Source organism: Pseudomonas mandelii (genome assembly GCF_002251635.1).
Taxonomy (GTDB): Bacteria; Pseudomonadota; Gammaproteobacteria; order Pseudomonadales; family Pseudomonadaceae; genus Aquipseudomonas; species Aquipseudomonas mandelii_B.
Window position 1 is genome coordinate 1 of record NZ_NMOJ01000182.1, and the last position, 13,241, is coordinate 13,241.

9 protein-coding genes are annotated in these 13,241 nt (G+C 60.5%); 7 read left to right on the forward strand and 2 right to left on the reverse strand.

Features of this window, described 5'->3' with window-relative positions; genetic code table 11:
* Window positions 1-8: 8 nt before the first annotated feature.
* Complete coding sequence (locus B7L09_RS22475; RefSeq protein WP_094470705.1) at window positions 9-1,007, reverse strand: methyltransferase; 999 nt, start codon at window positions 1,005-1,007, stop codon at window positions 9-11.
* A gap of 33 nt (window positions 1,008-1,040) precedes the next feature.
* Window positions 1,041-2,006, reverse strand: coding sequence for a 2-hydroxyacid dehydrogenase (locus B7L09_RS22480; RefSeq protein WP_094470706.1), 966 nt, complete (start codon window positions 2,004-2,006; stop codon window positions 1,041-1,043).
* A gap of 284 nt (window positions 2,007-2,290) precedes the next feature.
* Here B7L09_RS22480 and B7L09_RS22485 point away from each other — a divergent pair, with 284 nt between their 5' ends.
* From B7L09_RS22485 to B7L09_RS22515, 7 genes are all read left to right on the forward strand, one after another.
* A complete protein-coding gene (locus B7L09_RS22485) occupies window positions 2,291-2,920 on the forward strand; it encodes a LysE family translocator (RefSeq protein WP_094470707.1) in 630 nt (209 codons plus the stop codon).
* Between the two features lie 150 nt (window positions 2,921-3,070).
* Window positions 3,071-4,753 (forward strand): fatty acid--CoA ligase, encoded by a 1,683-nt coding sequence (locus tag B7L09_RS22490; protein WP_094470708.1) that lies wholly within the window; start codon window positions 3,071-3,073, stop codon window positions 4,751-4,753.
* A 337-nt stretch (window positions 4,754-5,090) separates the two neighbouring features.
* Window positions 5,091-6,977, forward strand: coding sequence for a DUF1302 domain-containing protein (locus B7L09_RS22495; protein WP_094470709.1), 1,887 nt, complete (start codon window positions 5,091-5,093; stop codon window positions 6,975-6,977).
* Between the two features lie 28 nt (window positions 6,978-7,005).
* Entirely contained in the window at window positions 7,006-8,370 is a 1,365-nt protein-coding gene (locus B7L09_RS22500; protein WP_094470710.1) for a DUF1329 domain-containing protein, read from the forward strand.
* Between the two features lie 352 nt (window positions 8,371-8,722).
* Window positions 8,723-11,461: a winged helix-turn-helix domain-containing protein gene (locus tag B7L09_RS22505; RefSeq protein ID WP_094470711.1), complete on the forward strand. Its 2,739-nt coding sequence runs from the start codon at window positions 8,723-8,725 to the stop codon at window positions 11,459-11,461.
* Between the two features lie 87 nt (window positions 11,462-11,548).
* The gene (locus B7L09_RS22510) at window positions 11,549-12,190 is read left to right on the forward strand and encodes an MBL fold metallo-hydrolase (RefSeq protein ID WP_094470712.1); all 642 of its coding nucleotides are present in this window, start codon (window positions 11,549-11,551) and stop codon (window positions 12,188-12,190) included.
* A 104-nt stretch (window positions 12,191-12,294) separates the two neighbouring features.
* Entirely contained in the window at window positions 12,295-13,002 is a 708-nt protein-coding gene (locus tag B7L09_RS22515) for a YiaD family glycine zipper/OmpA-like lipoprotein (protein ID WP_094470713.1), read from the forward strand.
* Window positions 13,003-13,241: the final 239 nt, after the last annotated feature.

Consider the following 13,241-nt stretch of genomic DNA (forward strand, 5'->3'; position numbering starts at 1 on the left):
CTTATTTGTCAGCCTCGTTTGGCCCGATAAATTCTGAAACCCTGTCCCTCGGCCTTGATCGCACANATGCCCAAGTGCTCTTCGATCAACGGNTGGTACTTGAGGAAGCTGTTCGCGACCAAGCGCAGTTCGCCACCATTTTTCAGATGTTTGGCCGCTTTTCGCAGCAAGTTCTCAGTGGCGAAGTAGTCCGTGTGGACGCCGACATGGAACGGAGGATTGCTCAGAATTGCACTTAAACCCATCGGTGCCGCGTCGATGCCGTCACCGGTCAGCACCTCGGCTTCCAGACCATTGGCAGCCAGCGTCAGACGACTGCTGGCAGCCGCAAATGCGTCGACGTCGAGCAACGTCACCTGATTGTGTGGATANCGGCGTTTCACCGCCGCCCCCAGCACGCCCGCGCCGCAACCGAAGTCCAGCAAATGCCCGCTGGGCAGTTTGTCCAAATGCTCGAGCAACAGTTCGGTGCCCCGATCCAGCCGACCGTGGCTGAACACGCCCGGCAGGCTGATGACTTTCAGCGGACCTTCGGCCAGCGGCAATTCATAGGTCTGGGCCAGGCTTTCCAGCGACTTGGCGGCTGGCGCGTTGGCCACGGTAACCAGCCAGAGCTGGCAATGCCGCGCGCTGTCGAGCTTGCGTGGCTTGCCGAACGGGTTCAATTGTTTGGCCGCGCCTTCGATACCGCTGCGTTTTTCACCCACCAGGTACAACTCGCGACCAGCCAGGCGCGAGGCGAGGGCGTTGAGGATGTAGTCGGTCAGGTCCTTGGACTTGGGCAAAAACACCACCGCGGTCTCGAACTCGCGCTCGGGCACGTTCACGCCGAACAGGCTGCGCTCGGGGAAGCGTGCGTCGAGCGCGGCCTGGTCACCGGCATGCCAGCACCAGCCGTGAGCATTGGGCAGGCGGCCGAGCAAATCGTCGGCGGGCAACCCTACCAGCAGCAGGTTGCCTTGAAAAAATTCGGCCTGACGAAGCAGTACTTCACTGCGCGGATCCATGGTCTGCTCCTTGAAAAGGNGTGCCGCAGTCTATCAACTGACGACCCGCAGCGCTTTACCGCTGAAGTACCCCTGGGCATTTTCGGTCAGCTGACCGACGATCCTTTGTCGCGCCTCGCGACTGCCCCAGGCGTTGTGCGGCGTGACGATCAACCGTGGAATGTCGTGGGCCAGCAACGGATTGCCGGCGGTCGGTGGCTCGACGCTCAGCACATCGGTGGCCGCGCCGCCCAGATGACCGTTGCGCAAGGCATCGGCCAGCGCCTGCTCATCGATCAAGCCACCGCGCGCGGTGTTGACCACGAACGCGCCGGGTTTCATCGAGGCCAGTTCGCGTGTACCGATGAAGTGGCGGGTGTGTTCGTTGAGCGGGCAGTGCAGGGTAAGCGCATCGATTTGCGGCAGCAGTTCATCCAGCGGCAAGCGATCCGGCCGGGTAGGGCGCCCCGGAATCTGACCCAGCAGCACGCGCATGCCGAAGGCTTCGGCCAGTCGCGCCACGGCGCTGCCCAGTTCGCCATGGCCGAGCAGGCCAAGGGTTTTGCCCTCCAACTCGACAATCGGGTAATCCAGCAGGCAGAACTGTTTCGCTTGCTGCCAGCGGCCTTCACCGACGGCTTTCTGATAGTCCGCGAGGCGCGTGGCCAGGTTGAGCAGCAACATGATCGTGTGCTGCGCCACCGACGGCGTGCCGTAGCCCTGGCAGTTGCTCACGGTAATGCCGTGGGCACGAGCCGCCGCGAGGTCGACGTTGTTGGTGCCGGTGGCGGTGATCAGGATCAGCTTCAGATCAGGGCTGGCGGCGATGGCGTTGGCGTCGATCAGGATCTTGTTGCTGATGGCTACGGTGGCGCCCTTGAGGCGTTCGATCACCTGCTCCGGCGTGGTTTGTGCGAACAGCTGCAAGTCGTCAAAGCAGTCGCGCAACGGGCTGAGATCGAGGTCGCCCAGGTCCAGCGAAGGATGGTCGAGGAAAACGGCGCGGCGAGAGTTCGTCATCAACTGTACCTTTTGTGCGGTGAACTGAAGGCGTAATCTGCCGAGCCTACCAGATGAAACAAATGGTTACCCATTGCCAGGCTGGACGCTGGACCTGTGGGAGCGAGCTTGCTCGCGATAGCGATCTGAGATTCAGCAAAGGTGTTGAATTTTAATCCCGTAGCGATCTGAGATTCAGCAAAGGTGTTGAATTTTAATCCCGTATCGCGAGCAAGCTCGCTCCCACAGGGGTTGGCGTTGACCTGTGAATTTCAATCAGACCGATCTACCCCAAAGGAGCCCCCATGTACTGGACAGAGTTCTTGACCGTTGCCCTGATTCACTTGCTCGCCGTCGCCAGCCCGGGCCCGGATTTCGCCGTGGTGGTGCGTGAGAGTGTGACCCATGGCCGTCGCGCCGGGACCTGGACNGCGCTGGGTGTTGGTTCGGCGATTTTCCTGCACGTGGGTTACTCGTTGCTCGGGATTGGCTTGATCGTGTCCCAGTCGATCGTGCTGTTCAATGCGCTGAAATGGGCGGCTGCCGCGTACCTGCTGTACATCGGCTACAAGGCCCTGCGCGCGCAACCGGCCAAAGCGGTCGACGACGATCTGCACAAAGAGGCCGGCGAACGCACACCTCGCGGCGCCTTCACCTCAGGTTTCGTGACCAACGGCCTGAACCCGAAAGCCACGCTGTTCTTCCTGTCGCTGTTCACCGTGGTGATCAACCCGCACACGCCGCTGGCGGTACAGGCGGGCTACGGGCTCTATCTGGCCGTGGCGACGGCTGTGTGGTTCTGCCTGGTGGCCATGTTGTTCAGCCAGCAGCGCGTGCGGGCTGGGTTTGCGCGTATGGGGCACTGGTTNGACCGGACCATGGGCGTGGTACTGATTGCCATCGGCGTGAAACTCGCCTTCACCGAGATGCATTGATCGCTCGGAGCGAATTCCTGCAGATGCTGGCGTAAAGCTAGCATTTGTACGGCTCTGCAAATCATTCCTTTGGCTGATTTGGCCGGCGTGTAAGGGTTCTAGAGTGTTTACCTCTAAAGCCAACACCGTGCAGTCAGATAAGGGATTCGTATGTTGCAGACCCGTGTTATCCCGCCCGCCGAAGGCGCTTACCAATACCCGCTGTTGATCAAACGNCTGCTGATGTCCGGCGCTCGTTACGAGAAAACCCGCGAGATCATTTACCGCGACCAGTTGCGCTACAGCTATCCGACCCTGATCGAGCGGGTCGCGCGGCTTGCCAACGTGCTCACGGCGGCCGGGGTCAAGGCCGGCGATACCGTGGCGGTGATGGACTGGGACAGCCACCGTTACCTGGAATGCATGTTCGCGATCCCGATGATCGGCGCGGTGATCCACACGATCAACGTGCGCCTGTCGCCGGAACAAATCCTCTACACCATGAACCACGCCGAAGACCGCTTTGTGCTGGTCAACAGCGAGTTCGTCGGGCTGTACCAGGCGATTGCCGGGCACCTGACCACGGTAGAGAAAACCCTGCTGCTGACCGACCTGCCGGAAAAAACCGCCGATTTGCCAAACCTGGTCGGCGAGTACGAGCAGTTGCTGGCGGCCGCGAGCACGCAGTACGACTTCAAGGATTTCGACGAAAACTCGGTCGCAACCACGTTCTACACCACAGGCACCACCGGCAACCCCAAGGGCGTGTACTTCACCCACCGCCAGTTGGTGCTGCACACCATGGGCGTGGCGACCATCATGGGCAGTGTCGACAGCGTGCGCCTGCTGGGCACCAACGATGTGTACATGCCGATCACACCGATGTTCCACGTCCACGCCTGGGGCTTGCCGTATGTGGCGACCATGCTCGGCTTGAAGCAGGTGTACCCCGGCCGCTACGACCCGGAATACCTGGTGGAGTTGTGGCGCAAGGAAAAGGTCACCTTCTCCCACTGCGTGCCGACCATCCTGCAAATGGTCCTCAATTCCAAGGCGGCGCAGAGCACCGATTTCGGCGGATGGAAAATCGTCATCGGCGGCAGTGCGCTGAACCGTGCACTGTACGAAGCCGCCAAGGCGCGAGGCATTCAACTGACCGCCGCGTACGGCATGTCCGAAACCGGGCCGCTGGTGTCTTGCGCCCATCTCAACGAAGAGCTGATGGCCGGCAGCGAAGACGAACGCACCACCTACCGCATCAAGGCCGGCGTGCCCGGGCCGTTGGTAGAAGCGGCGATCATCGACGGCGACGGCAACTTCCTGCCCGCCGATGGCGAGTCCCAGGGCGAGTTGGTGCTGCGGGCGCCCTGGCTGACCGAAGGCTATTACAACGAGCCGCAAAAGGGCGCCGAGCTGTGGGAAGGCGGCTGGCTGCACACCGGCGACGTGGCAACGCTGGACAGCATGGGCGTGATCGANATTCGCGACCGCATCAAGGACGTGATCAAGACCGGTGGCGAGTGGATCTCGTCCCTGGCCCTCGAAGACCTGGTCAGCCGTCACCCGGCGGTACGCGAAGTAGCGGTGGTGGGCATCGCCGATCCACAGTGGGGCGAGCGCCCGTTTGCCTTGCTGGTGGTGCGTGATGGCCATGTGATAGGTGCCCGCGAGCTCAAGGAACACCTCAAGCCTTTCGTCGAGCTGGGCCATTTGAGCAAGTGGGCCATTCCTAGCCAGATCGCCGTTGTTACTGAAATTCCCAAGACCAGCGTCGGGAAACTCGACAAGAAGCGTATCCGCCTCGACATCACTGAGTGGCAGGCCAACAACAGCACCTTCCTTTCGACGCTTTAAGCGCCCTCTGGCGTGCCCAAAAAGGCACGCCAGCCCCACCAAGCAAGCGCTTGGCTTGTGAAATCCGAATTTTCAGCCATCCTTGCCGTGCCGACAGGTGTCGGACTGGCGAAAGGACTGTTCCAGAGTGGCCGGCAGCTGCAAATCACACTTTAGAGGGATCAAGCAGTACTACCTGCTGGCTATAGTCCGCTCAAGGATTTTTAAGAACGGAAGCAAACGCACAAACGGGGCGATGCAATTTTGGAGTGACTTCGGGACGCCTTGGCTCCCCGTCATCCACAACGTTTTTAGAAGTGCTAACTGCCATAACAATAATGCACATGGAGTAGCGTCGATGACATCAGTAAACNNGTTCTGGCGCCGGGCAAGACTGCCCCTGGCCGTCAGTCTCGCTTCTACGCTCGCCGGGCCCGCATTCGGCGTCAGTTTCAACGTTGGTGAAATCGAAGGTCAGTTCGATTCGTCGCTCTCCCTGGGGATGAGCGTGTCGACCCAGTCGCCGAACAAGAACCTGATCGGCGTCAACAACGGCGGGCGCGGCCTGTCCCAGACCTCCGATGACGGCCACCTGAACTTCAACAAGGGTGATGCCTTCTCGAAGATCTTCAAGGGCATCCATGACCTTGAGTTGAAATACGGCGATACCGGCATCTTTGTGCGTGGCAAATACTGGTACGACTTCGCGCTGCAAAACGAAGACCTCGACTTCAAGAACGTCAGCAACGACAACCGTAAAGAGGGCGCCAAGTCCTCTGGCGGGCAGATTCTCGATGCCTTCGTCTACCACAACTACACCATCGCCGATCAGCCGGGTAACGTGCGTCTTGGCAAGCAGGTCGTGAGCTGGGGCGAAAGTACGTTCATTGGTGGCGGTATCAACTCGATCAACCCGATCGACGTCTCTGCATTCCGCCGTCCGGGCGCCGAGATCAAGGAAGGCCTGATTCCGGTCAACATGTTCTACGTGTCCCAGACCCTGACTGAAAACCTGTCGGCAGAAGCCTTCTACCAGCTGGAATGGGACCAGACCGTTGTCGATAACTGCGGCACGTTCTTCTCGCAGCCGGACATTGTTGCCGATGGTTGCGACAACAACTTGCGGGTGCTGAACAAACGTTCGCAGATTCCAGCCGTTGCGTTGGGTCCATTGGCCGCCAACGGCGTCAACGTCAACGAGGAAGGTGTGCTGGTTCGGCGTGGTGGCGATAGTGATGCTCGCGACAGCGGTCAGTGGGGCGCGTCCTTCAAATACATGTTCGACCCGCTGGACACCGAGTTCGGTGCCTACTTCATGAACTACCACAGCCGTGCGCCGATCTTCAGCGCCACGGGTGCGCCGCAGTCGGTCTATAACACGGCGGCTGCGCTGCCAGGTCCGTTCGCCGCACTCGCGCCGCTGCTGGTGGCAGGTAACTCGAAATACTTCATCGAATACCCTGAAGACATCCGCCTCTACGGTTTGAGCTTCTCCACCACCCTGCCTACCGGTACGGCGTGGAGCGGTGAGATCAGCTATCGTCCGAACGCACCGGTGCAGCTCAACTCCACCGACATTCTGTTCGCCGGCGTACGTCCTCTGGGCGGCGCTCTGGGCAATGCTTCGCTGCTCTCTGCCAGCCCGGGTCAAGACTTGCATGGCTATCGCCGCAAGGAAATCACCCAGTTCCAAACCACCCTCACGCACTTCTTTGACCAGGTCATGGGTGCGAGCCGCCTGACCCTGGTGGGCGAAGTGGGTGTGACTCACGTTGGCGGACTGGAAAGCACTTCCGACGTCCGTTATGGCCGCGATCCGGTCTACGGCCCGGGTGAGTTGCCAGCCACTGGTACGGCGAACACGTGCGTGGCACTCAACACCAGCACCATCAACGGCGCCGGCCCGGGTACTCCGACCAACAACCGCAGCCGCAACTGCAACGACGAAGGTTTCACCACGTCCACTTCGTGGGGTTATCGCGCCCGGGCAATCTGGGAATACAACGACGTGTTTGCCGGTGTGAACCTCAAGCCCAACGTGGCCTGGTCCCATGACGTCAAAGGTTACTCGCCAGGCCCTGGCGGCAACTTTGAAGAGGGTCGCAAGGCCGTCAGCCTGGGTGTCGATGCCGAGTACCAGAACACCTACACCGTCAGCCTGAACTACACCAACTTCTTTGGTGGCAAGTACACCACCGTAGATGATCGCGACTTCGTTGCGCTCAGCGTCGGCGTGAACTTCTAAGCACTGTTTTTTCAGGACGAACACACATATGAAAATAACAAAGAGTCTGTTCCACGCTGGAGTTCTGGGGCTTTCGCTGCTGGCGACCAGCGTCATGGCGGCAGTGCCTGCCGCCGAAGCGGACAAACTGGGCAAGAGCCTGACGCCGATGGGCGCCGAAATGGCGGGCAACGCTGACGGTTCGATCCCGGCCTGGAAACCCATGGCGAAAAACGCCGGCACCGTCGACGGCAAAGGCTTCCTGTCTGACCCGTATGCCAGTGAAAAACCGCAGTTCACCATCACCGCGCAGAACGTCGAGCAGTACAAAGACAAGCTGGCGCCTGGGCAGTACGCGATGTTCAAGCGTTACCCGGACACCTTCAAGATGCCGGTCTACCCGACGCATCGCGGCGCTACCGTGCCGGCTGATGTGTTTGCCNCCATCAAGAAAAACGCCACCTCCACTAACCTGGTGTCCGGCGGCAACGGCCTGGAAAACTTCGAAACCGCTGTACCGTTCCCGATTCCCAAGAGCGGCGTCGAGGTTATCTGGAACCACATCACCCGTTATCGCGGCGGCAGCGTGACCCGTCTGGTCACCCAGGCCACCCCGCAAACCAACGGTTCGTTCAGTCTGGTGTACTTCCGCGATCAGTTCGTGTTCCGCGACAAGATGAAGGACTACGACCCGAAAAACCCGGGCAACGTGCTGTTTTACTTCAAGCAGCAAGTGACCGCACCGGCGCGTCTGGCCGGTGGTGTGCTGCTGGTGCACGAAACCCTCGACCAGGTGAAAGAACCGCGTTCGGCATGGGTCTATAACGCCGGCCAGCGCCGCGTGCGCCGGGCACCGCAAGTGTCCTATGACGGGCCGGGTACCGCGGCTGACGGCCTGCGGACCTCCGACAACCTGGACATGTACAACGGTGCCCCGGATCGTTACGACTGGAAACTCGAAGGCAAGAAAGAGATGTACATCGCCTCCGACAGCTACAAGCTCGACGATCCGAAACTCAAGTATGTCGACATCATCAAGGCCGGCCACATCAACCAGGACCTGGCTCGCTACGAGCTGCGTCGCGTCTGGCACGTGGTCGCGACGTTGAAGGAAGGCCAGCGCCACATTTACGCCAAACGTGACTTCTTCATCGACGAAGACACCTGGCAAGCAGCGGTCATCGACCACTACGACGGCCGTGGCCAACTGTGGCGCGTCGCCGAAGCCCATGCCGAGAACTACTACGACAAGCAAGTGCCGTGGTACGCCCTGGAAACCCTCTACGACCTGCAGTCCGGCCGCTACCTGGCGCTGGGCATGAAGAACGAAGAGAAGCAGGCGTATGACTTCGGCTTCACCGCCACCACCAGCGATTTCACCCCCGCTGCACTGCGTCAGGACGGGGTTCGTTAACCTGTACTGAACAGAGGCCGCATCCTCGAAAAACGCCCCGACTGGTTCGGGGCGTTTTTTTTTGCCTGGATTTTTTCCGTGAGTCTTCGGTGCCTTTGACGGCCCCCATCGCGAGCAAGTCGAATCGTCGCACCGTCGCGATGGGGCGACNCCCATCGCGAGCAAGTCGAATCGTCGCACCGTCGCGATGGGGCGACACGGTCTGTCAGGAAAACCTCATCTCTAGCCCCGCAACTTCTGCTTGTATTCTTTTTGTAGCCATTTGTAGCAATAACCTTCATTCCCTCTTCGTTTACCGATAGTCTGCGGACATCTGCAACGCCGCCACCCGCAATTCAAACAAGAGCCGGCCATGACTGATCTGTCCCCACTCCCGGGCCCTGCAAGCGTTGCCGTCGCGGCACTGGACGGGCGCTTTTTTCGACCCCCGTTGCCCGACGGCCATGTGCTGCGGCCTCGTCTGTGCGAGCGCCTGAGTGCCGGCCTNGNNGGCAGGCTCTTNCTGGTCAGCGCCCCGGCCGGGTTCGGCAAGAGTTCGTTAGCGGTGGAGTTCTGCCAGAGNCTGCCGGCCCATTGGCACAGTCTGTGGTTGGGGTTGAGTCCTCGAGACAGCGATCCGGGGCGTTTCCTCGAGCGGTTGCTCGAAGGTCTTCAGGATTACTTTCCGAAGCTTGGCGGCCAGNCCCTGGGCCTGCTGAAAATGCGCCAGCGNCATCAGCCCTTCGCCTTCGAAGAATGGCTGGACGGGTTGCTCGATGAACTGGCCATCCACCTTTCGCCGATGACACCTTTGCTGCTGGTGCTGGATGACTATCATCTGGCACAGGGCCCTGTGCTGGATCGCTGCCTGCAATTTTTCCTCAACCATTTGCCCGATGGGCTGCTGGTCATGGTCACCAGCCGCCAACGTCCGGACTGGCATCTGGCGCGACTGCGGTTGTCGCGGCACCTGCTTGAGTTGCATGAGCAGGACCTTCGACTGACCCACGATGAAGCCCTCATGTTGCTCGATCGACACAGCAGTTCCTTGCGTGGCGAGGCACTGGAAAACCTGATCCAGCGCAGTGAAGGCTGGGTGGCCGGCCTGCGTTTCTGGTTGCTGGCCATTTCCGAAGCCGGCAATGAGGCCGTGTTGCCGCAACACTTGCACGGCGGCGAAGGGCTGATTCGCGATTACTTGCTGGAAGAGGTCATCGANTGCCTGCCCGCCGAAGTGCAGTCGTTCCTGTACGACACCGCGCCTCAGGAGCGTTTTTGCAGCGAGCTCTGCGACGCGGTCCGCGAAGCCCATGACAGTGCTGAAATCCTCGGGTATTTGCAGGCCCACCAAGTGTTTCTGGTGCCGCTGGACGAGCAGGGCCACTGGTATCGTTATCACCATTTGTTTTCCGACCTGCTGCGTACCCGGCCCACCGCTCAGTCGATCGTGCCGGCCGCCAGCCTGCATCTGCGCGCCTGTCGTTGGTTCAATGCGCAGGGTTTGATTGATGAGGCGGTGGAGCAGGCGTTGCGCGCCGGCCACCTGGATGTGGCGGCGAACCTGGTGCAAAACCTGTCGGAGGAGCAACTGCTGGCTGAACAGAATGTCGGCATGCTGCTGCGCTGGAAGATGGACTTGCCCGACAGCCTGCTGATCAGCACGCCGCGGTTGATCGTGCTCTACAGCTGGGCGTTGGGGCTGGCCTGTCAGTTGGATGCGGCNGAGGAGCTGGCGGCGCACTTGAGCCGCTTCCTGCCAGCCCCGTCGGCCACTGCGCAGAAATCCATGCTGGCGCAATGGCTGGCCCTGAGTGGCATCATCGCCCGGGGGCGAGGCAATCGCGCCCTCACGCAACTTTACTGCACCGAAGCGCTGGAAAGCCTGCCGGCCAAGCGCTACGGGCAACGGCTGATGTGTCTTTCGACGCTGTCCAACCTGGCGATCGCCGACGGCGATCTGTGGCGTGCACGCAGTTTGAACCGGGAATCGCTGGAGTTGGCGCAACGGGTCGGCAACCCGCTGTTCGAAGCGCTGGCCCATTACGACCGCGCACGTGTGCTGCAGGCGCGCGGTGAAATCCTGCGTTCACTGCAAGAAGTGCGTCAGGGCCTGCAACGACTGCAAGGGTTATCCCCGCAACGGCTTTACGCCGTGCGTGCGCGCCTGACCTTGTACGAGGGCTTTTTGCTGGCCGTGCGCTTGCAACCGCAAGCCGCGCGCGTGCGTCTACAAGCCGGTTTGAGTGAAGCACGAGCCTGTCGCGATATCAGCGTGTTGATCGGCCACTGCGTGATCGCCCGGCTCGAAGGCAGCAGNGGCGATTTCCCGAAAGCCTTCGCCGAACTCGCCGAAGCCGAGCGCTTGATGCATATCTGGGACGTGCCGCCGATCTACTACCTGGCGATGATCACCCTGATCAAATGCGAGCTCTGGCTGGCCCAGGGCCGTACCGATCTGGCCGAAGCCTGGCTGGCGCGACTGGGCCAGACCTACAACGGCGACCACGCGGCGGCACCGCCAGAGTTCCATCCACAGTTGCCACTGCACATCGAATTGCAGCAAGCCTTGCTAGAGGTGATCCAAGGGCAACCAATGCTGGCCGAGGGGCGTTTGAACGCGCTGCTTGAGCATGGCCAGAAATCGGGACGGCAAATGCTCAGCGTGATGGCGCTGACGCAGAAAATCACCCTGTTGCTGGCGAGCGGCCGTGAACCCGAAGCCCGCAAGGCGCTGGCCCAGGCGCTGGAAGCGGCAACCGGTGGCGTCCTGCAACCGTTCGACGCGTTGCTGACCGAACACCCGGACTGGCTGCGTGGGCAACTGCAACTCTGCGCACCAACGGCCGTTTCCCAGAGCCTTGCAGAGAAGCTTCCGGCTGCGGCTATCCGCCCGGTCGTGGAGTCATCCCCGGTTGCCGAACAGCTCAGCGCGCGTGAGCTGGCCGTTCTGCGCCTGATCGCCCANGGCTGCTCGAACCAGGAAATCAGCAATCAGTTGTTCATCTCCCTGCACACGGTCAAGACCCACGCCAGTCACATCAACAGCAAACTTGGGGTTGAGCGAAGGACGCAGGCGGTGGCGCGGGCCAAAGAATTGGGGGTGCTGGGATAGCGCATTTTGAGATCTACAGGGTCCACAAAAAGACTTGATACGGTTTTGTGCCAAAATTGCCCATCCCTGTTTTCTGAGCATACCCAGATGTCCCAGCAGCCCACCCTTATCCGCGAAACCTTCCCCGTCGGTCCGTTGCAGTGCAACTGCACCATTATCGGCGACCCGATCACCAAAAAAGCCATCGTGGTCGACCCGGGCGGTAATCACGAGCTGATCCTGGCACGCCTCGACGCCCTCGGCTTGAAGGTGGTCAGCATCATCCACACCCATGCGCACCTGGATCACTTCCTGGCCTCCGGTCAGCTCAAGGAGAAAACCGGCGCGACCCTGCATCTGCATAANGAAGACCAATTCCTCTGGGACAACCTGGAAATGCAGTGCCAGATGTTCCGCGTGCCCTACACGCCGGTGCCGCCGCCGGATCGCTGGCTGGAAGATGACGAGGAGTTGGCCTGCGGTTGCGGGGTGGCGCTGCATACGCCGGGTCACACACCGGGCTCGATGAGCTTTTGGTTTGCCGATGCCAGGTTATTGATTGCCGGTGACACGCTGTTTCGTCGCGGGGTAGGCCGCACGGATTTGTGGGGTGGCGATCAGGCGACCATCGTGCGATCGATCAAGGAGCGGCTCTATACGCTCGACGAAGAGGCGACGGTGGTGACCGGGCATGGTCCCGACACGCGGCTGGGCGATGAGATGCGCGAGAACCCGTTTGTGCGGGCCTGATTTGTAACAAGTGGAATTTTTGTCCAGCGAAATGATCCAACGCCCGCAAAGGTTCAATGCCTTAGTCCGTTGCACCACAGAATGCAAAAAACCAGGAGCTCTTCATGTTCACCAAGCAGCGTTTGATTATTGTCGCTACGGCTGTGGCCTTGCTGTCTGGCTGTGCCTCGCCTAACCCTTACGACAACCAGGGCCAGGCCGACGGTGGCTCCACGGGCATGAGCAAAACCGCGAAATACGGTGGTCTCGGCGCGCTGGCCGGTGCGCTGGCCGGTGCCGCCATCGACCACAACAACCGTGGCAAAGGCGCACTGATTGGCGCCGCTGTCGTGGGTGCTTCTGCTGCCGGTTACGGCTACTACGCTGACCAGCAAGAGAAGAAGCTGCGTGCCAGTATGGCCAATACCGGGGTTGAAGTTCAGCGCCAGGGCGACCAGATCAAGCTGATCATGCCGGGTAACATCACCTTTGCTACCAACTCGGCGNATATTGCCGGCAGCTTCTATCAGCCGCTGAACAACCTGGCCGGCTCGCTGAAGGAGTTCAACCAGAACACTATCCAGATCGTCGGCTACACCGACAGCACCGGCAGCCGCCAGTTGAACATGGACCTGTCCCAGCGTCGTGCGCAAAGCGTGGCCAACTACCTGACCTCCCAAGGTGTCAGCCCGACCAACCTGAGTGCACGCGGTGCCGGCCCGGATAACCCGATTGCCAGCAACGCCGATGTGAATGGCCGGGCGCAGAACCGCCGCGTTGAAGTGAACCTGAAGGCGATTCCGGGGCAGCAGTATTCGCAACCGACCCAGTAGTGACAGCCAAGGNTGTACACGAATCTCATCACAATAAAGATCCAANTGTGGGAGCGGGCTTGCTCGCGAATGCGGCGTGTCAGTCAACACATCGGTGGCTGATACACCGTATTCGCGAGCAAGCCCGCTCCCACATTTGGTTTTTGCCAGGCGTTAGTGGTCCATCGCGCTCAAGATCGTATAGGCCAACTTGACCCGCTCAGCATTCGGGTAGTTCTTGTTTGCCAGAATCACCACAC